29 protein-coding genes are annotated in these 25,888 nt (G+C 38.7%); 23 read left to right on the forward strand and 6 right to left on the reverse strand.

From position 1 onward, the window contains the following. Positions 1 to 145: 145 nt before the first annotated feature. Entirely contained in the window at positions 146 to 1,066 is a 921-nt protein-coding gene (locus BLV99_RS06360) for a LysR family transcriptional regulator (protein WP_086184520.1), read from the forward strand. A 235-nt stretch (positions 1,067 to 1,301) separates the two neighbouring features. Here BLV99_RS06360 and BLV99_RS06365 read toward each other — a convergent pair whose 3' ends face one another. Then, positions 1,302 to 1,754 carry a DUF441 domain-containing protein gene (locus tag BLV99_RS06365; protein ID WP_086184519.1) on the reverse strand — a complete coding sequence of 151 codons (453 nt, stop codon included), beginning with the start codon at positions 1,752 to 1,754 and terminating at the stop codon, positions 1,302 to 1,304. Positions 1,755 to 1,894: 140 nt separating this feature from the next. Between BLV99_RS06365 and BLV99_RS06370 the strand changes: the two genes are divergently transcribed. Next, entirely contained in the window at positions 1,895 to 2,605 is a 711-nt protein-coding gene (locus BLV99_RS06370; RefSeq protein WP_092688855.1) for a pseudouridine synthase, read from the forward strand. On the opposite strand, the gene BLV99_RS06375 is transcribed toward BLV99_RS06370, so the two are convergent. From BLV99_RS06375 to BLV99_RS06385, 3 genes are all read right to left on the reverse strand, one after another. Further along, complete coding sequence (locus tag BLV99_RS06375; RefSeq protein ID WP_086184517.1) at positions 2,602 to 3,042, reverse strand: GNAT family N-acetyltransferase; 441 nt, start codon at positions 3,040 to 3,042, stop codon at positions 2,602 to 2,604. The two genes, BLV99_RS06370 and BLV99_RS06375, sit on opposite strands and share 4 nt — an antisense overlap. A 91-nt stretch (positions 3,043 to 3,133) precedes the next feature. Then, complete coding sequence (locus tag BLV99_RS06380; RefSeq protein ID WP_092688858.1) at positions 3,134 to 3,469, reverse strand: type II toxin-antitoxin system RelB/DinJ family antitoxin; 336 nt, start codon at positions 3,467 to 3,469, stop codon at positions 3,134 to 3,136. 115 nt (positions 3,470 to 3,584) lie between these two features. After that, positions 3,585 to 4,490 (reverse strand): pseudouridine synthase, encoded by a 906-nt coding sequence (locus BLV99_RS06385; protein ID WP_092688861.1) that lies wholly within the window; start codon positions 4,488 to 4,490, stop codon positions 3,585 to 3,587. Positions 4,491 to 4,625: 135 nt separating this feature from the next. Between BLV99_RS06385 and tsaE the strand changes: the two genes are divergently transcribed. From tsaE to hfq, 4 genes are all read left to right on the forward strand, one after another. Then, positions 4,626 to 5,102, forward strand: a complete 477-nt coding sequence (gene tsaE / locus BLV99_RS06390; RefSeq protein WP_092688864.1) for a tRNA (adenosine(37)-N6)-threonylcarbamoyltransferase complex ATPase subunit type 1 TsaE — start codon at positions 4,626 to 4,628, stop codon at positions 5,100 to 5,102. Further along, positions 5,095 to 7,053 (forward strand): DNA mismatch repair endonuclease MutL, encoded by a 1,959-nt coding sequence (gene mutL / locus BLV99_RS06395; RefSeq protein ID WP_086184513.1) that lies wholly within the window; start codon positions 5,095 to 5,097, stop codon positions 7,051 to 7,053. The genes tsaE and mutL overlap by 8 nt, the downstream gene beginning before the upstream one ends. A gap of 6 nt (positions 7,054 to 7,059) precedes the next feature. Next, a complete protein-coding gene (miaA, locus tag BLV99_RS06400) occupies positions 7,060 to 8,004 on the forward strand; it encodes a tRNA (adenosine(37)-N6)-dimethylallyltransferase MiaA (RefSeq protein ID WP_092688868.1) in 945 nt (314 codons plus the stop codon). Between the two features lie 91 nt (positions 8,005 to 8,095). Further along, entirely contained in the window at positions 8,096 to 8,626 is a 531-nt protein-coding gene (gene hfq / locus BLV99_RS06405) for an RNA chaperone Hfq (RefSeq protein WP_086165791.1), read from the forward strand. A gap of 215 nt (positions 8,627 to 8,841) precedes the next feature. On the opposite strand, the gene BLV99_RS06410 is transcribed toward hfq, so the two are convergent. Together BLV99_RS06410 and BLV99_RS06415 are read right to left on the reverse strand one after the other, a co-directional pair. Beyond that, positions 8,842 to 10,146, reverse strand: a complete 1,305-nt coding sequence (locus tag BLV99_RS06410; RefSeq protein ID WP_086184511.1) for a peptidylprolyl isomerase — start codon at positions 10,144 to 10,146, stop codon at positions 8,842 to 8,844. Next, positions 10,146 to 12,608, reverse strand: a complete 2,463-nt coding sequence (locus BLV99_RS06415) for an LPS-assembly protein LptD (RefSeq protein WP_092688871.1) — start codon at positions 12,606 to 12,608, stop codon at positions 10,146 to 10,148. The genes BLV99_RS06410 and BLV99_RS06415 overlap by 1 nt, the downstream gene beginning before the upstream one ends. A gap of 120 nt (positions 12,609 to 12,728) precedes the next feature. Between BLV99_RS06415 and BLV99_RS06420 the strand changes: the two genes are divergently transcribed. The 17 genes from BLV99_RS06420 (at position 12,729) to gspJ (ending at position 25,887) form a co-directional block, all read left to right on the forward strand. Next, the gene (locus BLV99_RS06420; protein WP_092688874.1) at positions 12,729 to 13,742 is read left to right on the forward strand and encodes an aminoglycoside phosphotransferase family protein; all 1,014 of its coding nucleotides are present in this window, start codon (positions 12,729 to 12,731) and stop codon (positions 13,740 to 13,742) included. Next, the gene (gene murU, locus BLV99_RS06425) at positions 13,742 to 14,431 is read left to right on the forward strand and encodes an N-acetylmuramate alpha-1-phosphate uridylyltransferase MurU (protein ID WP_092688877.1); all 690 of its coding nucleotides are present in this window, start codon (positions 13,742 to 13,744) and stop codon (positions 14,429 to 14,431) included. Before BLV99_RS06420 ends, murU begins: the two co-directional genes overlap by 1 nt. Positions 14,432 to 14,515: 84 nt before the next feature. Beyond that, positions 14,516 to 15,148 carry a 16S rRNA (guanine(527)-N(7))-methyltransferase RsmG gene (rsmG, locus tag BLV99_RS06430; protein WP_092688880.1) on the forward strand — a complete coding sequence of 211 codons (633 nt, stop codon included), beginning with the start codon at positions 14,516 to 14,518 and terminating at the stop codon, positions 15,146 to 15,148. A gap of 25 nt (positions 15,149 to 15,173) precedes the next feature. Next, positions 15,174 to 15,956: a ParA family protein gene (locus BLV99_RS06435; RefSeq protein ID WP_092688883.1), complete on the forward strand. Its 783-nt coding sequence runs from the start codon at positions 15,174 to 15,176 to the stop codon at positions 15,954 to 15,956. Then, the gene (locus BLV99_RS06440; RefSeq protein WP_086165797.1) at positions 15,953 to 16,840 is read left to right on the forward strand and encodes a ParB/RepB/Spo0J family partition protein; all 888 of its coding nucleotides are present in this window, start codon (positions 15,953 to 15,955) and stop codon (positions 16,838 to 16,840) included. Before BLV99_RS06435 ends, BLV99_RS06440 begins: the two co-directional genes overlap by 4 nt. 24 nt (positions 16,841 to 16,864) lie before the next feature. Continuing rightward, positions 16,865 to 17,503 carry a MotA/TolQ/ExbB proton channel family protein gene (locus tag BLV99_RS06445; RefSeq protein ID WP_092688886.1) on the forward strand — a complete coding sequence of 213 codons (639 nt, stop codon included), beginning with the start codon at positions 16,865 to 16,867 and terminating at the stop codon, positions 17,501 to 17,503. 8 nt (positions 17,504 to 17,511) lie between these two features. Beyond that, positions 17,512 to 17,934 (forward strand): ExbD/TolR family protein, encoded by a 423-nt coding sequence (locus BLV99_RS06450; RefSeq protein ID WP_092688889.1) that lies wholly within the window; start codon positions 17,512 to 17,514, stop codon positions 17,932 to 17,934. Further along, positions 17,934 to 19,661, forward strand: coding sequence for a lipid A export permease/ATP-binding protein MsbA (msbA, locus tag BLV99_RS06455; protein WP_092688892.1), 1,728 nt, complete (start codon positions 17,934 to 17,936; stop codon positions 19,659 to 19,661). Before BLV99_RS06450 ends, msbA begins: the two co-directional genes overlap by 1 nt. Positions 19,662 to 19,664: 3 nt before the next feature. Further along, positions 19,665 to 20,669 (forward strand): tetraacyldisaccharide 4'-kinase, encoded by a 1,005-nt coding sequence (gene lpxK, locus BLV99_RS06460; RefSeq protein ID WP_092688895.1) that lies wholly within the window; start codon positions 19,665 to 19,667, stop codon positions 20,667 to 20,669. Between the two features lie 12 nt (positions 20,670 to 20,681). Next, on the forward strand, positions 20,682 to 21,443 hold the full coding sequence (kdsB, locus tag BLV99_RS06465) for a 3-deoxy-manno-octulosonate cytidylyltransferase (RefSeq protein ID WP_092688898.1): 762 nt from the start codon (positions 20,682 to 20,684) through the stop codon (positions 21,441 to 21,443). Between the two features lie 29 nt (positions 21,444 to 21,472). Then, entirely contained in the window at positions 21,473 to 22,456 is a 984-nt protein-coding gene (locus tag BLV99_RS06470; protein ID WP_092688901.1) for a DNA polymerase III subunit delta', read from the forward strand. 17 nt (positions 22,457 to 22,473) lie between these two features. Further along, a complete protein-coding gene (locus BLV99_RS06475) occupies positions 22,474 to 22,815 on the forward strand; it encodes a PilZ domain-containing protein (RefSeq protein WP_004648752.1) in 342 nt (113 codons plus the stop codon). 27 nt (positions 22,816 to 22,842) lie between these two features. Further along, positions 22,843 to 23,616, forward strand: coding sequence for a TatD family hydrolase (locus BLV99_RS06480; protein WP_086184499.1), 774 nt, complete (start codon positions 22,843 to 22,845; stop codon positions 23,614 to 23,616). Between the two features lie 45 nt (positions 23,617 to 23,661). Then, positions 23,662 to 24,279, forward strand: a complete 618-nt coding sequence (locus BLV99_RS06485) for a TetR/AcrR family transcriptional regulator (RefSeq protein ID WP_004648754.1) — start codon at positions 23,662 to 23,664, stop codon at positions 24,277 to 24,279. A 9-nt stretch (positions 24,280 to 24,288) separates the two neighbouring features. After that, positions 24,289 to 24,849 carry a pilus assembly FimT family protein gene (locus tag BLV99_RS06490; RefSeq protein WP_092688905.1) on the forward strand — a complete coding sequence of 187 codons (561 nt, stop codon included), beginning with the start codon at positions 24,289 to 24,291 and terminating at the stop codon, positions 24,847 to 24,849. Continuing rightward, positions 24,839 to 25,252 (forward strand): type II secretion system minor pseudopilin GspI, encoded by a 414-nt coding sequence (gene gspI / locus BLV99_RS06495; protein ID WP_092688908.1) that lies wholly within the window; start codon positions 24,839 to 24,841, stop codon positions 25,250 to 25,252. Before BLV99_RS06490 ends, gspI begins: the two co-directional genes overlap by 11 nt. Beyond that, positions 25,249 to 25,887: a type II secretion system minor pseudopilin GspJ gene (gene gspJ / locus BLV99_RS06500; protein WP_092688911.1), complete on the forward strand. Its 639-nt coding sequence runs from the start codon at positions 25,249 to 25,251 to the stop codon at positions 25,885 to 25,887. The genes gspI and gspJ overlap by 4 nt, the downstream gene beginning before the upstream one ends. Position 25,888 lies beyond the last annotated feature (1 nt).

The raw sequence follows: 25,888 nt of genomic DNA on the forward strand, positions 1-25,888 counted from the left end.
TGAGAAGTAATCGTTATGATATTTTCCTAAAGGAGCTGTTTTTCTTTGAAAATATCATTGAATAAAATTAAACATGAAATAAACTAATTAATTTTATGCTAAGATGAGATATATTCATTAGTATAAATTTATTGGTTCTTTGTTCATGCTAGAAATTCGCCATTTGAAAACTTTAACTGCGTTACGTGAGCACGGTTCATTGGTCGCTGCTGCCAATGATTTGTGTTTAACACCTTCGGCTATTTCACATCAATTGAAAGAATTAGATCATTGGTATGGGGTGGAAGTGGTCAATCGTCGTAGTCGACCTGTCACATTTTCCAATGTAGGGCAACGTATACTTAAGCTTGCTGATGATGTCTTGCCGCAAATTCAAATTACTCAGACAGATATTACTCGGATTGTGCATGGTCAGACGGGGCGAATTATTTTTTCATCTGAATGCCATAGTTGTTTTGACTGGCTCATGCCTTTATTGAATCAATATCGTCATATGTATCCTGATGTGGATCTAGACTTTGCTTCAGGTTTTGAATCAAATCCACATGAACTGCTGCAAAATGCAGAATTTGATATGTTGATTACTGCTGATCCTATTGCTTTAAAAGGTATTGAGTATTTTCCGATTTTTGAATATGAATCCCGTTTGGTTTTATCCAATACGCATCCTTTGGTTAGAGCAGAACGTGTTACGGTACAAGAGTTGGCAGAAGAAACTTTAATTACTTATCCTGTAGATAAGCACCGTTTAGATATTATGGCTAAATTATTTATTCCTGCCAATATTTTGCCAAAGCATATTCGGACAACCGATTTAACCCAAATGTTGATTCAACTGGTCGCAAGTGGTCGTGGAATTGCAGCATTACCAGATTGGGTAGTGAATGAGTATGAGCAAAAAGGCTGGGTGACTTCCCGTCGTTTAGATTGCGTTTCATCTACAGGATTACGTCGTACCTTATATGCCGGTTATCGAATAGAAGAGAAAGAAAAAAGTTACTTTGAAGGTTTTTTAAAGCAACTGACCAAGTTCTCTCAAAAGCGTAATCAATACTATTCTGCATAATCGGATCCATCTTTATTTAGAATATTGAGAAAGTTAATACACAGATGAGTTGAATGATTAATTCATCTGTTTTTATATTTTAAGCCCAAGCAAATAAAATGAATTATTTGATATAAAAATGATAAAGAGAGCGGATATTTTTTTGGGGTACTGTGATTTTAACTTTAAGATACAGTGAGCTGATTATATTTAATTCTGATTAAATTTTAACGAGCCGACAGAGCAGTTCGCTTTTTTATGAAGATCCAATAAAGAGTGTCAGTATACCTGCGGCAATTAAAGGTCCCACGGGAACACCACGCAAGACAGCAACACCAGCAACCGTACCAATAAGCAAGCCTGCAACCACATCAGGTTGATTAGTCATCAGTTTAACCCCACGGCCACCCAGCCACGCCACTAAAAGACCAATTGCGATTGCAAGTAAGGACTTCCAGCTCATAAATGATTTTAAAATAGCGTCACCTGGGATTTTTCCACTGGCGATAGGGGTGAGTACGCCAATGGTCAGAATAATAATGCCAATATTTAAACCATGTTGTTGCAAATAAGGAAAAAACTCACTCAGTGGCGTAATTCGGAAAACAATCAGTACTCCAGCAGCAATAGTGACAGCATTATTATGGCTGAAGATGCCACAAGCCAATAAAACCAAGAGTACGATGAGATTTAAATCTAAATTAGACATTACTTTTGCAGGAGATTAGGAGAGATCATATCTATTGTATAGGGTTTTAAACCTAGATTTGCTTTAAAGCGCACGAACAATAAAATTAGTCTTCATTTCAGTATAGAATGCGCTTTTCATGCGAGTTAAAAGGGTTGTTTATGTTCTTGGAAAAGATGTTGCAGTCGCAAGGTTTTGGTTCACGCAAACATTGCCAGCAGCTCATAAAAAATGGAGCGATTGCTATCCAAGGTGAGGTCCTAACCAATGCAAAACATAAACTCGATCTGAATCATTTAACCTTTTCGGTTTATGGTGAACGTTTTGATTATCGTGAAAATGTTTATATTGCCTTAAACAAGCCACAAGATTATGAATGTTCACATCAAGCAACGCATCATTTTAGTGTGTTTGATTTATTCGATGATGTGTTAATGAACCGTGGTTTGCAATGTGTTGGTCGTTTGGATCAGGACACGAGCGGACTTTTATTGTTGACCGATGATGGTCAATTTCTACAGGCTTTAACACACCCAAAAAAACACGTCGCGAAAGTATATCGAATGCAAACGGCCGATCCTGTCACCGAACAACAAATGCAGCAATTGAGACAGGGTGTCGAATTACGCAATGAATCGGGGAGTTTTGCCGCAACAGATGTGATGAAAATTGCAGAACACGAATTACAGATGACCATCCATCAGGGGGTTTATCATCAAGTGAAGCGGATGTTAGCGGCAGTGGGAAATAAAGTTGAACAATTGCATCGTCAGCAAATTGGCGCTTTGGAGCTTCCAGATTTAGATCAAGGGAAGTGGATTTATCTTAGGTCAGAACAAGTAGAGCTTGCCAAAACACGTATGTCTATTTAAAGGAAACAATGATAGGTTTGAAACTCATCATCTTTGATAAAGCCCATTTGTTCATAAAGTTGATGTGATTGATAATTATTTTTTGCTGTTTGTAGGCTAATATGCTGTGCATTTGCATGTCTTGCAAATAAAATTGCAGTATCAATCAGTTGTTTTGCTGAACCCTGACGACGATACGTTGGGGTGACATAAACATCATCCAAAATATAATAGGTCGAGCAAGCCACAGAAGAAAAGCCCATATACAGTAAAATAAAACCAGTCAAAACATCATCTTTTACATGAATAAAAATAACACTTTCTTCATTTTGAAAGCGCTGTTTTAAAAACTGATAGGACAGGTTTGAATTTGAAGATGCGCCGTAAAATTGTCGATATTCATCGAATAAAACAGCAAGTGGATGTAAATCCTCCAAAGTTGCACGTCTTACGATCATCTGACACTCCATGCTTTTTTATCTTCTTTGCATGAAGCATACCTAAGTTTTTATGAGATTTTTTTAAATTTTGTTTGTAAATGCAACACTGTTAAGTTTTGTCACTTTCACCCAAAATTGCATTCAATTCCTCAAATAAATCGAAATGATCATCATCTAAAATAAATTCTTGATCGGTCATAATAGATTGTTCTGTATCATTATTTAAAGTATTTTGCTGTTGCTTTAATTTGCGAACTTTATTGAGCTGATCTAGATTTATGCTCTGATTTTCAATTGAAAATGGGATGGATTTGGTTAAGACGACTTGTTTAAAAAAAAGTCGCACGGCTTGTGCAGGCGTAATCCCCAGTTGCTTAAATACAGCAAAAGCATGCTTTTTTTCTTGGGAGTCAAGTCTTATCTGATAAACTTCTGTTTTTCTCATAATTTTTTGATTACATCTAATTACTTAACTTTTCAGCATTTATTTTAATCAAATCTAATGTAATTTCAATATTCATACACGATATTTACCAAAATAATTTGTAATGACAAGCATATTACAATGTCAATTCGAAATGTGATGAAAATTCCATTTCTTGTAAAGTAATCGGATCATTGAAACGAATATGCTTTGCAAGCAGCTGAAGCGGGGCTGAAAAGTCATCTTCCCTTTTGTGTTGCACCACTGGATAGAACGGATCATTTTTTATTGCAATACCTAAACTGTTTAAATGAACGCGTAATTGATGCTGCTTTCCTGTAATGGGGTGCAGTTGATATTTACCCCAAGCGGTATTGTGTTCGAGTAAATCAATTTCCGTTTCACTGTTTACAGTTCCAGCAACCACTTGCATGGTATAGAACGGTTCACCTTTTTGCATTCTTAAACGAGTACAACAAGGAAATGTTAGATCTGCATGAAAAGGTGCAATGGCATGATAGGTTTTTTGAACTTCACGTAGCGCAAACATTTGTTGATAAATTGCTCGTGTGGCTGCTTGTTTAGAGAATAAAACCACGCCCGCCGTTTCACGATCTAGACGGTGAATGGGGGTTAAAAATTCATTACCCGTTTGTTTTTTTAAACGAACCAAAAGTGTTTCTTGGACGTATTGACCTGTTGGGCTAATGGTTAAAAAATGTGGTTTATCGATCACTAATAAATGTTCATTTTCAAATAAAATTTCATGCTCAAAGGGAACATGTATTTCATGGGCTAAAAAACGATAGTAAAACACATGATTATTTTCAATATAGGGCGAATCGCAGCCTAAGATATTACCTATAGCATCATAAATTAAATCATCGTTAAAGCGTTGTTGCCATTCGGTTGCTGCAATGTGTGGAAATTGCTGGCAGAGATATTGATAGAGACTTTGAGGTGTAGGTAAAATTTTCGGCAAAAATACTTTGCTTGCACTTACGCCATCAAGCATGGGGGGAGTAAATTCAGTCTGAGTCATGTGGTGTATCGTGCGTATCAATCAATAAAAATTACAATGAATGTAGGAAAAGTTACACATTTAGAAGTGCGAGCATGGGCAATAAAGCAGTGCGATGCTATCATAATTGTTCTTTTGAGTTTTGTCGTGAGTAATATGCAGTATTCATTTAATTTTAACCTAAACAATGAAGACGATACCCAAAATTTGGCACAGGTTTTGGCGCAGCATTTTACCACGGGTGTGGTTTATTTAATTGGTGATTTGGGCGCAGGGAAGACCACGCTGACCCGTTATTTTTTGCAAAGTTTAGGGCATAAAGGTGCGGTTAAAAGCCCGACTTATACCTTGGTTGAACCTTATACAATTCAAGCGAAAGATATTTTTCATTTCGATTTATATCGCGTAAATGATCCTTATGAACTTGAACTGATGGGAATTCGTGATTATTTAGAAACGCCTGATGCACTATTTTTATTTGAGTGGCCATCCAAAGGTGGCGATGAAATTCCACAACCTGATTTAATTATTAATATTGAAAAATCTGAAGATGAGTTGATGCGTACAGCCCATTTAAGTTTTTCATCAGCAGTCCTCAAACAAGCATTAGAGAGTCAATTGAACAATGCGTGATGATTTAAGCGAACGTCGTATTCATACCCTTAACCCTGCGTTGGCGAACCAAATTGCCGCAGGTGAGGTGATTGAGCGTCCTGCATCAGTGGTGAAAGAGTTATTAGAAAACTCGATTGATGCGGGTGCGACAGAACTAATTATTCGTGTTGAGCAAGGTGGTAGTACCTTAATTGAAATTATTGACAATGGTCGTGGTGTACATCCTGAGGATTTAGCCTTAGCGGTTATGCGGCATGCCACCAGTAAAATTCAAACTGCGGATGATTTACAAGCCATTATGAGCTTGGGTTTTCGTGGTGAGGCATTGGCTTCCATTGCTGCTGTTTCACGTTTAACTTTAACCAGCAGTCAAAATAATGACGGTATTGGTTATCAAGTTGAAGTGAATGGTACGGCTTTTGATCATCAAGACATTCAAGCTGTAGCGACTAGGCAGGGAACGCACATTCGTGTGCAAGACCTTTTTTTTAATGTCCCTGCTCGGCGTAAATTTTTAAAAAAGCAGGGCACTGAGTTTGGACATATTGAAGAAATCGTGCGTCGTTTAGCACTGACACATTTTAATATGCGCTTTGTGCTCGAACATAACAATAATATTCGTTTGAATTTACCCATTGCAGATAGTGGTGAATTACGTTTCCAACGTGTTCAGCAACTATTAGGTCGAGCATTTACCGAAAATGCCTATTGGATTGATGCCGATAGCATCAGTATGCGTTTATCTGGATGGTTAGGTCATCCATCCGATGCACGTGGGCAAGCGGATTTACAGTATGTCTATGTCAATGGGCGGATTGTGAAAGATAAAACCATTTCCCATGCGCTACGCATGGCTTACGATGGTATTTTGCATGGACATCAACATGCTGCATATTTACTTTTTTTAGAAGTCGATCCTGAAAATATTGATGTTAATGTACACCCGACAAAACATGAAATCCGCTTTTTAAATCAACGTGAAGTACATGAATTTGTCCGTCATTATGCCAAAGAGACACTGGCTCAATTTCAAACGGCAAGTATTGATTTAGCGCAAGCTATGAAAGTACAAGATAATGTTGTTCATGCTCAGGCGCAACATCCGCGTTATCAGGAACAGTTTCAATTGCATCGAACTGCGGAGGCTCAACAGCCTGTGATGTCAGTTGAGTCATCGACTGAGTTATTAACGGATTTTCATGCCAGTAGTCCACAAACGGTGCAATATTCAGCAGCATCTTCACAAAGCAGTTATGTAGGCTCACAGCAGGTCAATAATGCTCTGAAAAGCTATTTATCCCCCTTGCGAGATGGCATAACAGCAAATTCAGCAGATATAGAACTGAACCAGTTTGAGCAAAGTCCAGTCGTAAAGGTGGATGAGCATCCTTTGGGGATTGCAATTGCACAATTGCATGGCATTTATATTCTTGCGCAGAATATTGAAGGCTTAATTATTGTGGATATGCATGCTGCACATGAGCGCATTGTATTGCAACAGATGAAAGCTGCATGGGATAAACCTGAATTTTGGACATCACAGCAATTGCTCATTCCTAAAGTGATTAGCATTAGCCGTATGCAAGCCATGCGGGTTGATGATTTAAAAGATCAGCTTGCGCGCTTAGGTCTTGAAATTGATCAATATGGCGATGAACAGGTGATTGTGCGCGGTGTACCCGCTATTTTACATAAAGCCAATTTTGAATCTTTAGTGCCTGAATTACTTAATGATTTAGATCCGAATGATGAAGCTCAAGGCTTATTACAAAAACGTGATCAAATTTTAGCGGGTATGGCATGTCATGGCGCAGTCCGTGCCCATCGAATACTCAGCCTTTCAGAAATGAATGCTTTGCTGCGTCAAATGGAACAAACCGAATTTGCCAGTCAGTGTAATCATGGACGTCCAACTTGGCGTGCATTTCCACTTTCACAGTTAGATAAACTTTTTGCTCGAGGAGAGTAGTTGTACATGTCAAATCAATTGCCGGTCATCAATTTAATGGGGCCAACTGCAAGTGGTAAAACCGCTTTGGCATGTGAACTGTATGAGCAAGGTCATTTTGAGCTTATATCCGTTGATTCAGCGCTTGTTTATCAAGATATGGACATTGGTACAGCAAAGCCGACGAAAGAAGAACAGGCGCGCTATCCACATCATTTGATCGATATTATTAGCCCGTTGGAAGTTTATTCAGCAGCACAGTTTGTAGAAGATGCTTGTGTGTTGATTGACGACATGCATGCACGTGGAAAAACCCCGATTTTAGTCGGAGGAACGATGCTGTATTTCAAGGCGTTGTTAGAGGGATTGTCGAGTAATTTACCGAGTGCGGATTATGCTGTCCGCGCTGAAATTGAAGCTCAAGCGGAGCAACAGGGCTGGGAGGCGGTTTATGCTGAATTATGTAGCGTAGATGCATTGGCAGGTAAGCGATTTAAAATCAGTGATAAACAGCGAATTATCCGTGCTTTAGAGGTTTTTAAACTCACTGGGCAGCCGATTACAAAACTACAAGCTGAACAACCAAAAAATGTACCATATCGCTACACTTTTCATAATCATGCTTTACTGCCGGATCGTGTAGAATTGCATAAACGTATTGAAAAACGTCTTAAAACTATGTGGGATATCGGATTTTTACATGAGGTGGAAATACTGATTGGAAAATACGATTTGAATGGTGATTTGCCCTCAATGCGTTCCGTCGGTTATCGTCAAGCTATAGAATTTATACAAAAAAGTGACCAAAGTAATGAAAAACGACAAGAAATGGAGGATAAATCTTTATTTGCGACACGACAACTTGCCAAACGTCAATATACTTGGTTAAGATCTTTGCAAGAGTCGCATAATTTTAAAACATATTTGACGATAAAGCAGGCTCAAGAAGACTTGCGAAACTGTTACGGATAAAGCAAAATTTAGTAACTATCTTTTTTATAATTTTTAATTGAAAAATAGAGATAGTTTTTGCGCTGATTTTTAAATTTTTTGGAGTTATAACATGTCTAAAGGTCAAACTTTACAAGATCCGTTCTTGAATTCTCTCCGTAAGGAACGTATCCCTGTTTCTATCTTCCTTGTGAACGGTATTAAATTACAAGGTCATATTGAATCTTTTGACCAATATGTAGTTTTATTAAAAAATACTGTAAGCCAAATGGTTTACAAACATGCAATTTCTACTGTTGTTCCTGCACGTAATCCACGTCCTGCTGGTGCTCCTGCTGGTGCTCAAGGCGCTGGTGGCTTCGGTGGTGCTCAACCTGGTCAAGGCGGCTTCGGCGGTCAAGCTGGTGGCTTCGGTGGTCAAACTGGCGGCTTTGGCGGTCAAGGTGGCTTTGGCGGTCAAGGTGGCTTCGGTGGTCAAGGTGGCTTCGGTGGTCAACAAGGCGGCTTCGGCGGTCAACAAGGTGGCTTCGGTGGTCAAGGTGGCTTCGGCGGTCAGCAAGGTGGTTTTGGTGGTCAGTCAAATACTGGTTTTGACGGTGAAACTAAATTTGAAGACTCTCAAGAAGACGAAAATAATCGTTAATTGTTGATTCTTAAAAACCTCTCCTCGTGAGAGGTTTTTTTATGAAAAATTTATATTTTTTACATTAGTAAATAGATGTAATGGTTTTTAAACAAGATTTAAACTAGCTATCAAGCTCAGTTGAAATAGCCAATCATAAAATAGATTTATTGATGTAATACAAAACCAGCTGCTAATAGCAACTGGTTTTTTTATTCATGATCAATAAGTTGAGATTATTTATTTTTTTTACGATCAAGATTTGGATCTTTTATCTCTACAAAGGCATTGCTGCGAATTTCACGTAACCAACTATCTAATTCTGAATCGAATTGACGTTCACCTAAAATTTGACGAGCCATACGTTCTTGGTATTCGTGAGTCATGTCTTGTTGACGAGTATCTGTTACTTGAAGAACGTGCCAACCAAATTGCGTTTGGAATGGTTCACTGGTTTGACCGACTGGTGTGCTTTTCATACGTGCTTCAAATTCAGGAACCATAACGCCAGGACTTACCCAGCCTAAGCTACCACTATCACGTGCAGAACCAGGGTCATTGGAGAAGGTGGATGCCAATACTGCAAAATCTTCACCCGCTTTTAAACGGTTGTAAATGCTGTTGATCTGCTGTTTTGCATTGTCTGGGCTGACCACTTCTGATGGTTGAATCAAAATATGGCGTGTTTTATATTGAGATACAATTGCTTTTTGCTCTGCACCTTTGCGGTCTACCAGTTTTAAAACATGTATACCGTCACGTACAGGAATTAAATCAGTTGTTTGACCCACCTCTAGGGGGGTGACACGTGCTGCAAGTTCGCTCGGGATTTCAGATAGATTACGAAAGCCCATATCAGCACTTTCAACTTTCACGCCATTGGCTGTAAATTTTTTATCAATTGCGGCAACATCATTACTATCTTTTAATGCAGCTTTAACTTGTTCTGCAACCTTTTCGATATTTTTTTCACCCGAAATACGTACATGTAATACATGGACTTGATTGCCTAATGCTGCTTGACCTTGTGGGGTTTTTAAGAAGTTTTCAACGTCTTGGTCACTAATTTTAATTCGTGACATCACCATTTGCTGGCGTAAACGATTAATGGCTAAATCTTCTGCAATGCGATTGCGCAGAGACTCATAAGTAGAAGGTGCAATGGCATCTAATTTTTGTTGAAAAGCTTCTAGACTTTGGCTTCCAGATTGGTTTGCAACTTTCATGACAGCTTCATTTAAGCTTTTTTCATCTGGTTTGATGTTGTAACGTTTAACTTGTTCAAGTTGCGCCTGGCGAATAATCAGTTGATCAAGTGCTTGTTGTTGCAAATACTGCTCTGGTGGAACTGGTTTTTTTTGCGCTTCAAGTTGATGCTTGATTTCTGCAATATTTTGTTCTAAATCACTTTTTAGAATGACACTGTTATCTACTACAGCAACAACCTCATTTTTTGATTGTGCGAAAGTAGTCATTGATGAAGATAAGGCTAAAGCAAGCGCAGTCGCTTTAAAAAAATGTTTTAACTGGATTGTCTTCATTAACGTTGTGTCCAAGATTGATTAATATTATTGAAACCTAGAATACGATTCTCTAGTAATGATGAAAGCTTGTTATTGAAACCACCTAAGCCTTTGAGGCTAATTTCAGCCATGATGGCACGTTTAGCATTCACACCATCTTCATTTACATTGTCTAGGTCGTTGTAGTAAGAACGTCCATATACTGAAACTCCCCAACAACACGACTCATAATTGACACCGAGTAAATATTCACGTGCTACGTTATTTTCGATATCGTATTGGGCATGGCCCATAATGCGCCAGTTATTTGATATTGGCTGAATGAAAGATGCCACCACTTGATCATATTGATCTTGTCGGTTTGGAATATCTTTACGATAGAAGTAACCCACATTATAAAGATTGCCTTTATCGCCAGTGTAATAGAGCTGTAAATCACGTTGGGCATTGTCACCATTCGACATCCAAGCCGAGTTTGCACCAATGCTAAGTTTTTGTGAAAGTTGGCTAGATATACTTAAAACAGGGCCTGTATGATGTTCAGTATCAAACTCATCTGCAACATTATCTAAACTAACTCGACGATCTTCAAAATAATAACTTTGACCGATGCTAGTTTTTAAGCGCTCTAAGCCAATTTCATCGAATAGGCTGTAGCTTAGACCAAGCGTTAAGAAGTTATTATCTTCTAAGCGGTCGTGTCCATAGAAACGGCGTGCACTAAATAATTGATCATAATTAATAGAGGCGGTTGCTGAATCAAAGTTCGGATGACCTTCTTGGTTTCTGTACGGTGCATAAGCATAAAATGCGCGTGGAGTAAGGGTTTGTAGGTACTTGCCATCTTTTTCAAAGGTTAAACCTGCATCTAAAGTAAATTGTGGCACCGTCACAGATTGACTTTCATTGGATGAGTTGGTGTCTTGATTAAGTGCATCAATGGTATTTTGATCGTAAAAAGTATTTACATTACGAAGGGATACTTCAGGAATAATAAATGACCAAGGATTGCGGTAATTATAGCGAACAGCAAAATCATTATAGATACGAGTACCACTTGGTTCGAAGGTTGTACCCGTTCCATTGGTGAAGTTGCTGATCTCTTTTTTAAAGTAAGCGGTATCGTGATTAAACTCGTATTGTAAACCCAGTGGATTTCCCGTTTTATAATTTAATAGGAACTGTGGTAAACGTGCGTAAGGACGGTCTTCATCAGAAACGGTTTTGTCCAAGGTTTGAAAGTTTTCAACCTTTAACTGGGCTTTTAAGCCAGGAATACCATTTTTATAGTTAAGTTCCCATGCACGACGTAAATTTAAGTCAGTTTTAGAGTTTGGATTATTATTTAAATCAGTAAAATAATCTTTATCTGATGCGTAGTTATAATCTAGGTTGGTAGAGAACTGTTCATTGATTTGCCAGTTGTGCAGTAAATGTAAATCTTTACGGTCTTGGTCGTCATACTTCTCATCAGAAGCTAAATAACCACCCCAAATCATACCTGAGCCGAAATTTTCGGTTAAGTAACGGAATTCACCTTCAAGCATTGCGCCACGATCAGCAATATACCGTGGTGTTACTGTCGCATCGTAATTGGGTGCTAAATTTAAATAAACAGGTACAGCAAGTTCTACACCACCATCATTGGTGAAGCCAAAGCTTGGGCTTAAAATACCCGTCGTGCGGCGGTCATCAATCGGGAAGTTAAAATAGGGAACAGCTAAAACGGGAACATCTTTAACATAAAGCTTGGTTCCGCGAGTTTCTCCGCGCCCTGTTTCTTGATTCAATGTGATTTTGTTGGCTTGGATTTTCCAAGTCGGCGTTTCATCTGGTGGGCATGTGCTGTATGTCGCATTGTTCATCACCACAATGTTTTCAGAGGTGCGGGAAATCTTTTCCGCGCGACCATGCGCATGTTGTTCTTCTGAAATATAGAAGCTGTTATTTAAGTCGCCTTGCTGTGTTTTTAGGTTGTAATTGATTTGATCGCTTTGGGCGAGCAAACCAGCCTGAGCCATTTGAACACGGCCTTCAGCATTGGCAAATGTTTGTGTTTTATCAATGGTAATTTTATCGGCACGAATTTGACGACCATCTTGGTCAATGAGTACATTGCCTTCAAGTACTGAGTCACCATTTGGATCGTAATGACCATAATCGGCGGTGACCACTGAGGTGGCTTCAGCAGCACCTGACGCTTTCGTTTCAGGGCTAATCGGGGTGATCCAAGCGCCTTGACAATATGCCGAGCTTAAGTGCTGTCCTTGCCGTTGTTGAGCCTCAGGAGTCGACTTGTCAACGTAGTATTGTTCAAAAAACTGTTGTCCAGGATAAGCTTCTTGAATGCTGTCCTTCATTTTTTGATTGTTGACAGTCGAAGCTGGAAGTGTGGACTCAGCATAGCTTGAAATCGAGCTGCCACATAAAAGGGTCAAGATAGCAGTCGCTAAAGGATTAAATTTGAACTGATGCTTCATTTGTCTCATTAACCAAGTATGCTTAATCGCAATTAATTATTCTCGCATCATAGAGAAAAAGTTGATAAGTGGCTACACTTAGTACTTTAAAAACTCAGCCTGTTTTAGAATTTATCGCAAATGAAAACACAACGTGAACAAATCATACATACATGGATTACATCTGTACTTGATTCAGATCAATTTGAAATTAATTTTTTGCCAGGCGATGCAAGCTTCCGTCGTTATGCACGAATCAAGTTGAATAATAAAACATTTATGCTTATGGATGCACCACCAGAAAAAGAAGATTGTGTACCTTTTGTGACGATTGACCAGTTTTTCGATACGCATGGTGTTCGTGTACCGCATATTGTTGCAAAAGATTTACAGCAAGGTTTTTTATTACTTGAAGATTTTGGTGATGTTTTACTCTCAACTTTGCTTAACGATGACAAGGTTGATGCCTATTATGCGCAAAGTTTTAAGCAGTTGATTGAATTACAAGCAATTGATGGGGTGAAACAGTTTCCTGAATATTCGTATGAAAAATTGCTCAGTGAAATGCAATTATTGACGGATTGGATGTTGCCATCGCTGCACATTGAGCCAAGCAAAGAAGAGCAGGCATTAATTAAACGAACGTTTGCAATTTTGGCCAATGCTGCATTAGCGCAACCTCAAGTGATCGTTCATCGCGATTTTCATAGTCGTAATTTGATGAAAATTGAAGGTGAAACGGAACTTGGGGTGATTGATTTCCAAGATGCGGTGATTGGTGCGGATACTTACGATTTAATTTCCATTACCCGTGACGCTTATGTGCAGTGGAATGCAGATCAAGTTTATGCATGGTTTAAAGTTTTCTATGATTTGTTGCCTGAAGTTGCAAAACAAGACCGTGATTTTGAACAATTTAAACGTGATGCTGATTTAATGGCAATTCAACGACACATTAAAATTTTAGGTATTTTTGTGCGTTTATTTGAACGTGATGGAAAAACGGGTTACCTCAAAGATTTACCGCGTGTAATGTGGTATTTGCTTGAAGAAAGCAAGCCGTATGCAGAATTACAACCGTTTATGCAGTTTATTCACGCTAAAGTAATGCCGAAATTTGAAGCCAAATACGGTATTTACGAGGTTGCTGCATAATGAAAGCCATGATTTTAGCTGCGGGTCTAGGCAACCGCATGCGTCCACTGACTTTATATAAGCCAAAACCATTGCTTGAAGTGGGCGGTAAGCCATTGATTGTATGGCATATCAAAAAACTAAAAGAAATTGGTGTGACTGAAATAGTGATTAATTCTGCATGGTTAGCAGATGTTCTGATTGGCGCTTTGGGTGATGGTTCGCAGTTTGGCGTGCAGATTCGCTGGACACGTGAGGATGAAGGGTTGGAAACAGCCGGTGGTATCATTAATGCCTTGCCCTTGCTTGGTACAGAACCTTTTATACTCGTGAATGGTGATGTCTGGACAACCTTTGATTTTACTTCTTTACTTGAGGTAAAACTTGAAAATGATCTTGCCCATCTGGTTTTTGTGAGTAACCCTGAACAGCATCCGAATGGTGATTTCACCCTTGCAGAAGGGCGAGCTTATACCTTTGATCAAAATCAACAGGGTGAAAATTTAACCTTTAGTGGGGTTTCTGTTATTCACCCTAAAATGTTTGATGGTTTGGAAAATGGCAAACGACCACTTGCACCTTTATTAAAAAATGCCATGTTGGATGGAAAAATTTCAGCAGAAAAAATGCAAGCAGCTTGGGTTGATGTTGGCACACCAGAACGATTAAGTGACCTAGATCTACAGATTCGTCAAGGGATGTACGCTTAAGTGCATAATCACTAAGCGTTAACTACTGTTCCACGGCTTAGAAATCGGTATACTTCAGTTTAATTTTATTGAGATGTCTTCTTTATGCATCCTTTTTTTCAAGACTTAAAGCAAGGTAGTCAAAAGCTTGGCTTAGATTTGAGTGAAGAAGCATTAAATCTATTGCTGAAGTATCAAGATGCCCTTGTGCTGTGGAACAAAGCTTATAATTTAACCGCTATTCGTGATCCTAAAGAAATGTTGGTGAAACATTTACTTGATAGTTTGAGTATTTTAAAAGACTTACCAAAAGGTCGGTTGCTTGACATTGGTACGGGCGGTGGTATGCCGGGCATGATCATTGCTTTATGTCAGCCAGAACGCGAATGTGTTTTACTTGATTCAAATGGCAAAAAAATTCGTTTCTTAAAGCAATTTATTGCTGATTTAAAACTACAAAATGTAATTGCAGTGCAAACACGTGTTGAAAATGCAGACAGTATCAATGACTTGGGACAATTTGATGTCATCACCAGTCGTGCTTTTGCATCTCTAATCGACTTTGTTGCTGCATCGAAACCTTATATGCATGAGCACAGTGTTATTGCTTCAATGAAAGGCTTAATTCCTGAAGAGGAAGTTGAAGTCATTAAGCAAGAATTCAGCTGTGACATTGTTGCATTAACGGTTCCACGCTTAGATGAACAACGTCATCTACTTTTATTAAAACGTATTTAATTATTTTTGAAGGGTTGGGGTTACCATGGCACAAATTATTGCGATTGCGAACCAAAAAGGTGGTGTAGGCAAAACCACAACCGCAGTAAATTTGGCAGCATCGTTAGCTGTGTTAAAGAAGCGCGTTTTACTTGTGGACATGGATTCACAGGGAAATGCCACGATGGGATCTGGTATCCAAAAAAATGATCTTTTATATTCAGTTACGGATGTTTTATTGGGCGAAGTTCCGATTGAAACAGCCATTACCAAAGCTGAAGTGGGTTATAAAGTTTTAGGTGCAAATCGTGATTTGGCTGGTGTGGAACTTGCGATTGCAGAACAAGATGGTCGTGAGTTTATTCTGCGTGAAGCATTAAAAGAAATAGATCATTCTTTTGATTATATTATTGTGGACTGCGCACCTAGTCTGAGCTTAATTACGGTCAATGCTTTAGCTGCGGTACACGGTGTGCTTATTCCAATGCAATGTGAATATTATGCACTGGAAGGTTTAGCAGATTTGACTCAAACCATTGATCGTATTCAACAAGCGCTTAATCCAGATTTGAAAATTATAGGTGTGCTGCGCACCATGTATGATGCGCGAAATGCATTGACGCGTGATGTTTCTGAAGAGCTTGAACAATACTTTGGCAAGAAACTGTATGACACTGTCATTCCACGTAATGTACGCTTAGCTGAAGCCCCTGCACATGGTTTACCGATTATTTTCTTTGAAAAAAGTTCAAAAGGTGCAGTTGCTTACTTAAATTTAGCAGCTGAAATGGTAAAAAAAAGTAAAGTACAAAAAGGAATGACAGCATGACCATAAAAAAACGGGGTTTGGCTAAAGGTCGTGGTTTGGATGCCTTGCTTGGTTCAATCCAAAAAGAAAAACTACAAATGGAAGCTCAGGCTTTAGATCATGGTCAGTTAAAACAAATCAATGTTCATTTGTTGACCCGTGGTGAATATCAACCACGACGTTTTATTCATGAGCACGATCTTCAAGAGCTTGCTGCTTCAATTGAAAAACATGGTGTGATGCAGCCCATTGTCATCCGTCCCATCGATGATGAAAAATTTCCTTATGAAATTATTGCTGGTGAACGCCGCTGGCGAGCGGCACAACTTGCAGGTTTAACTGAAATCCCTGCGATTGTGCGTGATTTAACCGATCAAGTTGCCATTGCTTTGGCATTGATTGAAAATATTCAACGTCAAGATTTGAATCCAATTGATCAAGCGATGGCATTACAGCGCTTTCATGAAGAATTTGGCTTAAGTCATCAAGAAATTGCCGATACAGTCGGCAAAGCACGGACGACCATCAGTAATTTATTGCGTTTACTGTCTTTGGCGGACTCAGTCAAAGACTTTATGCAGCAAGGCTTACTTGATATGGGGCATGCTCGCGCAATCTTAACGTTAAAAGCCAAAGATCAGCTTAAAGTTGCAGAACATGTGATTGAAAAAAGTTTATCCGTGCGTCAAACAGAGCAATTGGTGCGTGATTTGAATGCACCTAAACAAGAAAAAGCCAAAACAGACGTTGCACCAGATATTCAACAATTAACACAACGTTTAGCAGAGCGTTTTAGTGCAGATGTAAAAATTGATCATAATAAGCAAGGTAAAGGAAAATTGGTCATTCAATACCATTCTTTGGATGAGTTGGATGGCATTTTAAATATTTGTTTTGCAGAATAATTTTTTATTTTATTGGGGAAATACATGTGGGAATTAGTCAAAGCAGGTGGGTGGTTAATGCTGCCCCTTGTTTTATGCTCGATTTTTACTGTTGCAATTACAATTGAACGCATGATTCGGTTAAAAAAATCAATGATTTTACCAAAAGCATTGTTATTGAGTCAGACTCAAAATGCAGATGCAGTCATGCAGCAATTACAACAAGATGAAGCATTAAAGGGCAGTACCTTAGGGCGTATTTTTACTGTGGGCTATCAAAGTAAAAATCAAAATGAACAATATGCTCGTGCGCAAATGGAAGTCACGGCTTCTCAAGAAATTGGCTATTTGGAAAAAAATATTAATTTCTTAGGTACATTAAGTGCTGTAGCGCCACTTTTAGGTCTGTTGGGTACAGTTTTAGGTATTATTGAATCATTTTTAGTGATTGATTTAGGCACCAATAGTAATCCAACACTGATGATTCCGGGTATCTCAAAAGCCTTGATTACCACTGCGGCAGGAATGTTTATTGCAATTCCAGCATTGTTTGCTTATCGTTATTTTCAGCGTTTAGTGCAAGAATATGTTGCAGAACTTGAGCAACAATCGACATTATTTCATGCGGCACTTTTCTATCAAAATTCTACAGTTGAAGAACAAGATCTTAGAAAAGCAGGTTAGGGTGAAAAATGAAATTCAAACGCACACAAGTTGAAGATATTCACATTAATCTGACACCCATGATTGACTGCTTATTGTTTATTTTGGTTTTTTTATTGTTATCAACCACATTTAACCAATTTAGTCGTATGAATTTAACTTTGCCCGATGCGCAAGGTGTTCCGCCCAAACAATATGAACATAAAATTGAAGTGGTTGTTGATGCTTCAGGGCATTATTCAATTAATGGACAATCGATTGCGAGTAAAGATGTTGTTGATTTAAATGCTGCAATTAAACAGATTTCTAATGAGCGTCGTGATTTAATGTTTGTGATTGCTGCCGATGCTAAAGCCACACATCAAGATGTGATTCGTGTGATGGATGTTGCGGGTCAGCTTGGGTTTGTTAATATCAATATTAGTACTAAAGTTCCGTCTAGAGGTTATTAGTGAAGCAAGATTTTAAAGTCTATCTACGTCTTTTGGGCTATTTAAAGCCTTTTTGGGGTATAGCGATATTAGTTTTTATCGGTTTTGCAATTAGCGCAGCAACAGAAGTATCTATTGCAAAATTATTAGAAAAAATCATTACCGCAATCCAACATAGAGATCAAGGCTTTACTTCTATATTTCCTTTTTTAGTGATCTTGTTGATGTTTTTCCGTGGTGTAGGTTCCTTTATCGGGGGCTATTTCACGGCAGTGATCTCTCGGAATTTAGTCTTTAATATCCGTCAGGAAGTTTTTGGTAAATTACTTAGACTTCCATCTCAGTATTATTTAGATAATACCAGTGGTCATATCACCGCTAAAATTATGTACAACGTGGAGCAATTAACGGCTGCTTCATCAGAATCACTCAAAACGATTGTACAACAAGGTTTGATTACCATTGGGTTGTTGGGGTATTTGCTGTATAGCAATTGGCGATTGACCCTTATTATTCTGATTTTTGCTCCGTTGATGGGTTTTCTGGTTCGTAAAGCATCGAAACGTATGCGGATATTGTCCATACAAGTTCAAGACACTATGGGTGATGTCAACCATGTGGTGCAAGAAACAGTTAATGGTAATTTGGTTGTAAAAGGTTTTGGTGGGCAAGAGTATGAACAAACTCGTTTTAAAGATCACTCGCTTGAAAACTTAAAACGTGGTTTGAAAATGGTGGTGGTACAGCAGCTTAATAGTCCTGTTGTACAATTTATTATGTCCATTGCCATGGGTATCATTATTTGGATTGCATTACGACCAGAAATTTTACGTGATACCAGTGCCGGTGAGTTCGTTGCTTACATTACAGCAGCGGGTATGCTAAGCAAACCAATCAAAGCATTAACAGATGTCAATGAAAAATTACAACGTGGTATGGCGGCAGCGCATTCAGTTTTTGAATTACTCGATTTGTCTGAAGAGCAAAATACAGGGACTTTAACACCTGTGCTTAAAGGTAATATTGAATTACAAGATGTGAATTTAACTTATGCAGATGGTCATCAAGCGATTCATGATTTTAATTTAAATGTTAAAGCGGGTGAAACGGTTGCTCTGGTTGGGCGTTCAGGTGCGGGTAAAACCTCCTTAGTGAATCTATTGATGCGTTTTCAAGAGGCCAGCTCCGGTCATATTTATTTAGATCAGCACGATATTCAAGATATAGATTTGACTAGTTTGCGAACCCAAATTGCGATGGTGAATCAACAAGTGGTGCTATTTAATCGTACTGTTCGTGACAATATTGCCTATGGACAGCTCGAAGGTGCAACCGATGCAGATGTTATTGCCGCAGCAAAAGCCGCTTATGCACATGACTTTATTATGGCTTTACCGCAAGGCTACGATACACAACTGGGTGCACAAGGTTTGAACTTGTCCGGTGGGCAACGTCAGCGTATTGCTATTGCACGTGCTATTTTGAAAAATGCACCAATTTTAATTCTGGATGAAGCCACCAGTGCGTTAGATAATGAATCGGAATACTATATTCAACAGGCTTTTGACGCTGCCATGCAGGATCGCACGACCATCGTGATCGCGCATCGTTTATCGACGATTGAAAATGCTGATCTTATTGTGGTGATGGATAAAGGTAGGATTGTCGAGCAAGGTACGCATGTGGAATTAATTGCCAAGCGTGGTGCTTATCACCAATTGCATCAGCGTAATTTCGAGGAAAATTGATTTATGTCAATTGCACAATTGATTCAAGATGCTTGGAATAAACAAGCGAAGTGGTTAATTGTGCTTAGACCTTTGGCATGGCTTTATCGTGGTGGTTTTTTATTAAATAAAAAACTGTACCAAATGGGCATTAAATCAAGTTATCAAGCAGCTGTACCCGTAATGGTGATTGGGAATATCACCGTGGGGGGGAGTGGTAAAACACCGTTACTGATCCAACTGGTCAGTTATCTACAAAATAAAAATATTCGTGTTGGTGTGATTAGTCGTGGTTATGGTGGAAAAGGGCCTTTTCCAGCCTATGTTGATTTGGAATCTGTGCCAGATGTCGTGGGTGATGAACCTTGTTTGATTGTGCAATCAACTTGTGTTCCTATGGTGGTGGGTTCAAATCGACAACAGAGTATTGAGTATCTATTATCCAAGCATGACTTGGACGTAATTATTAGCGATGATGGTTTGCAACATTTGGCTTTACAGCGTCAAATTGAGTGGATTGTACTGGATCAAAATCGTGGTTTAGGCAATCAAAAATTATTACCTGAAGGCTATTTAAGAGAACCCGTAAGTCGATTAAATACAGGAACTGTGATTGAGCATGCAGCAAGTCCTAAAACGGCTTTAAACATGCATTTAGAAGTGGATACACCCTATTTACTCAATGCAATGGAAGCTAAAACTTTTAATCCAACCAATAATTTCTATGCTGTCGTCGGAATTGGTTTTCCGCAACGTTTTTATAAAACTTTAGATTCTATCGGTATTCATCAATTTCAATGTCATGAATTTCCAGATCATTATGATTATGAAATCACCGATCTTCAATTTGAAGATACCAATCCAATCATTACCACTGAAAAAGATGCAGTGAAAATTTTGCCTTTATTAAAGCAAAACCCAGATTTTAGACGGGAAATTTGGGTCGTTCCTGTTGAAGCAGTACTTTCACCTCAGTGCTATGAGGTTTTACATCAGCAATTACAGCAAGTCGGTATTCAAATTTCTTAAGGTTCATCATTTATGAAGCATATTGTTATTCCTGCACGTTTTGCAAGTTCACGTTTACTGGGTAAGCCATTGTTAGAAATTCATGGTCGTCCAATGATTTTGCGTGTGGTTGATCAAGCAAAAAAAGTCGCGGGTTTTGATGATTTATGTGTGGCTACGGATGATGAGCGTATTGCTGAAGTTTGTCGTGCTGAAGGTGTAGATGTAGTACTGACCCATGCAGATCATCCATCGGGTACAGATCGCTTAAGTGAGGTTGCGCGTATTAAAGGTTGGGCAAGTGAGGATATTGTGGTTAATGTGCAGGGCGATGAGCCTTTGCTTCCAGCACAATTGGTACAGCAAGTTGCACAATTATTGCAATCACAGCCTGAATCTTCCATGTCCACGTTGTGTGAACCAATTCATAGCCTAGAAGAATTTAAGCGTGACAGCATTGTGAAAGTGGTGATGTCTAAATACAACCAAGCTTTGTATTTTAGTCGTGCGACCATTCCTTATGACCGTGATGGTGCTCAGCAAGAGGTTCAATCACTGCATCCACAAGCATATCGCCACTTAGGTTTATATGCTTATCGCGTCAATTTGCTACAAGAATATGTGTCTTGGGACATGGGTGTATTGGAACAGCTTGAAAGCTTGGAACAATTGCGTGTACTTGAAAATGGTCATCGTATTGCGATTGCAGTTGCAGAAGCAAACTTGCCACCGGGTGTCGATACACAAGCCGATTTAGACCGTCTGAACGAAATGGATGTATCTTGCTTTGAGTAGAATTTTGGCGCAGGTTGGATTTAAATTTAATGCAGAATAATGTGGTTGCACAAGTTTACCCATGGCAAAAAACGGTTTGGGATACGCTCACTGGGAGCTTCCCAAAACTTGGACATGGCTTGCTTTTTTATGGCAAAAAAGGCTGTGGTAAAGAAGCTTTTGCACAATATTTTTTGGCATGGATTTTGTGTACAAATCGACATGAGAGCAATGCTCCCTGTGGTGAATGTAGTAGTTGTCTCTGGTTAAAGTCAGATACTCATCCGAACTATGTATACATCAGTACAGATGAAGAAAATAAAAAGCAAAATGCTAAAATTAAAATTGAAAAAATTCGGGATTTATTGCCTTTTGTGCAACAAACCGTAGATGGTTGGCGTGTCATTGTGATTGAGCCAGCGGAAGCACTTAATATAGCTTCTGCAAATGCATTGTTAAAAACACTTGAGGAACCGGGTGATCGAATTGTCATTATTTTATTGGCAGATCACTATTTGAAACTTCCTGCGACCATTCGTAGCCGCTTACAGCATTTTGCTTTGGATCGTATGTCTGAAGCGCAAGCAGATGCATATTTGACTGAGTATTTACCAGATCTAGATCAGACACAAAAACAATTGTTGCTTAATTTGTCCAATCAGATGCCACTGCAAGCAATGCAATTAGCGAATGCTGAATGGCCAAATAAACGACAAGAGTTTTTAAATGATTGGCAAAAACTCGTGACACAAAAGAATATGCCGATGGCAATTGCGACCAAGTGGAATAAAGCACTTAATTTTAGTGATTTTGTGCAAATGTTTGAATACTTGTTGTCCGATTTAATTTGTGTCAAGCTAAATCAACAAGTCAAAAATCATGATTTGGATTTCACTGTACTATCAGAACAATATTCATTGGAGTTCTTATTTAGTATTTACGCTGACTTGCAACAATCTAAACAATTTATTGAGCAGAATGTACAAAGCAATTTGGTGCTTGATCAATTGTGTATAAAACTAATGAATATTTAAATTTAAAGGGGAATGTGATGCAACCACGTATGGGCGGTATTATTCAAGTAAATATTCCAGATAAAGATACTTTGTACGCCAGTTATATGCCTTATGTTGTAGGTGGTGGTTTATTTGTTCCCACCAAGCAACCGATTAAATTGGGTGAAGAAGTTTTTGTACTGGCAACTTTACCTGAACAATCACAGAAAATCCCTTTAACGGGTAAAGTAATTTGGATTTCACAAAAACAAAATGGAATTAAATTACAAGGGTTTGGTATGCAGCTTTCAGGAGAGAAAGGCATTTATTACAAATCAGAAGCCGAAAAATTGCTTGCAGGTATTAAGTCTGAAGGACGAAGTAGTTACACTATGTAGTTGTTTAAACTCTTTTAGGATTTTACCGTGTTTGTAGATACGCATTGCCATTTAACCTTGCTTGATTTAACGCCTTATGATGGCAATTTAGATTTAGCATTAGCACAGGCGCGTGAAGCAGGTGTATCCAAATTCATGAGTATTTCGGTTGATCTAGATGATCATATCGAGCTTGCTAAAATTGCAGCACGTCATGACGATGTTGGATACAGTGTTGGTGTTCATCCTTGTGAAGACCCTGCGACGATGGCACGTGCAACCACAGATTATTTAATTGAGCTTGCACAAGCAGAAAAAGTTTGGGCGATTGGTGAAACAGGTCTAGATTATTTTCACAGTACAGACTTTATTGCAGAGCAAAAAGAATGCTTTGCACGGCATATTCATGCTTCTCAGGTGGTGAAAAAACCTGTAGTTGTGCATACTCGTTCTGCAAAGCATGACACGGTTGATGTTATTCGTGCTGAAAAGTCGACCCATGGTATTTTGCATTGTTTTACTGAAGATTGGGAAACTGCCAAAGCCGTGCTTGATTGTGGTTATTATGTGTCATTTTCAGGTATCGTTTCGTTTAAAAATGCCCAAGATTTAAGAGATGTAGCGAAGCAAGTACCACTTGATCGTGTTCTGATTGAAACGGATAGTCCTTATCTTGCCCCGATGCCTTATCGAGGAAAATCTAATGAGCCAAAATACGTTCCCTATGTAGCCAAAGCCTTAAGTGACGTATATGATAAGTCCATTGAGGAAATCGCTTTCATTACTATGCAAAACTTTGAAAACCTCCTTAATTTAAAGTAAATAATTCGAATTGATATAAGCGCATAAGAGAGTTACAGAGTGAAGATGGATCGTCAGGCTCAGTTTCGGGCAAGAGAAGCGTTAATTTTTCAAGTTGCAGAGCAACTATTGTTAGAAAATGGCGAATCAGGAATGACACTTGATGCGTTGGCAGCAGAACTGGATCTTGCCAAAGGGACTCTGTATAAACATTTTCAAAGTAAAGATGAACTCTATATGCTTCTTATTATTCGTAATGAGAACATGTTATTAGAAATGATAAAGGATGCCGAAAAGGCTTTTCCAGAGCATTTAGCATTTTTTATGTTACATCATTTGCACCATCCTGAACGCACAGTATTGTTCCATCAAATTGAAGAACGTCTTTCTACGACAGGTGTTGGTATTCATCTTTTGTTTAGTGAGCTTTATCAGGTACGAAAACAGCGTTTGCGAATTATCTTCCGAATGACTGAAAGTTATTTAGAAAACATTCAAAGTGCGATGTCTGTGCGTGACTATTTGGCTTCAATTTGGGCTTTAACACATGGTGCGGCAGCAATATTAAATTCTAGCTTCTATCAGCGTTATTTAGGTTCACGCGATACACTTCGTGTTGCCTATATCGATCAGGCTTTGGCGATGCCCAAGAAGCAAATGAGTTCAACGGAACAGTTCGCTTAAAGGTCAGTTATGAAGCACACAAAATCAGCATCAATTCGTGGTTTCACTCTAATAGAATTGATGGTGGTTATTGTGATTATGGCAATTATGACCTCTCTAATTTTAACCAATATTAATGGAGTGGATCAGCGTAAAGCGATGCAAGCACGAGAAGTGTTTATTATGGATTTGCGCAGGATTAACCGAGAAGCCAATGATCAAGCACGCATTTTTGCACTTGATGTTCAAACTGCAACCGATGTATCACCATTTCGTTATGCTGTGATTGAATATTTAGTTCCATCCATTCAAGCTACACAAACATCTCAAATTTCTAAAAATCAAAAATGGCAAAACTATGCCGAATTTAAACCGCGTGATTTACCTGAGCAAGTTTCTTTCAATGTGCAGTCACTCGATCAGCAATATGAAAATGCCAATAATGATGATTTGCTTAATACCAATGCACCAAAATTACTGTGGTTAGGCAATGGTGAAGCAAAACCAGTCCGTATCCAATTTTATTTTGAACAACGCCCAATTGGTGAAGAAATTGAGATTGATCATTTAGGTAAAATCAATGAAAGCTAGATATTCAAAGCAGAGCTATCTCACTTATCGCCACTCAGGATTTACATTGCTTGAAGTGATGGTTGCTTTGGCTATTTTTGCTACAGCAGCAATCGCATTGACTAAGGTTGCAATGCAATATACCCAAGCCACGTCTAATGCCATTTTGCGCACGAAAGCACAATTTGTGGCGTTAAATGAAGTTGCTGTGATGGAAATTAATCAAGAGTGGTTGCAAGGAACACAGTCAAAACAGATTACGCAGCAGAGTGAAACTTGGCAAATTGATAAATCTGCACAATCAACCATGAGTCCAAATGTGCAACGCATTGAGGTTCAAGTCAGCTTATTTAATGCTGAAGCAGGCAAAGTAGAATCAGGAATCACGCACTTGGTTTTCTTTAACCATAAGGTTGAATCATGAAAAACCAGCAAAAGAAGAATAAAAAAGGTTTTACTTTGGTTGAGTTGTTGGTTGCGATTGCTATTTTTACCGTGCTTTCGGCATTGGGTTGGAAAGTTTTTGATTACTTGATTAAAGTCAAAGAGCGTAATACTGAACATGAGATTAATTTAGGACAGCTACAGGAAGCTTACCAGCAATTTTTGCGTGATACCGTTCAAGCCGTGCCGCTGACTGCAAATATAAAGAGTGAGATTCAACCTGCCTTGGTTTTGCAGAATGGGCGTTTTAGTTTTAGTAAAACAGGTGTAACCGATCCTTTACAGCAGGGTATTTCACCAGATGAGCGTGTGGAATATCAATACCGTGCGGATGAAAAAAAACTGTATCGCCTAAAATACCGCCATTTAAATAGTACTGGACGTGAACAACCCGAGTCGAGTGTTTTGTTAAGTGAAGTAGATCAGTTTGAAGTAATTGTGTTAAATCCAAATGAAGCAACTTCATGGCCAGATGCGCAAGCTGATTTAATGGATATCACGCAAAAACAACGCTTACCGAAAGGGATTAAAATTAAATTAACAGTTAAAGATGTTGCTTATGAATGGATTTTTAGCCTGTTAAATACAGACTATTTAAAATCCGCAGGACAATAAT

It is taken from the genome of Acinetobacter kyonggiensis (assembly GCF_900107285.1).
Taxonomy (GTDB): domain Bacteria; phylum Pseudomonadota; class Gammaproteobacteria; order Pseudomonadales; family Moraxellaceae; genus Acinetobacter; species Acinetobacter kyonggiensis.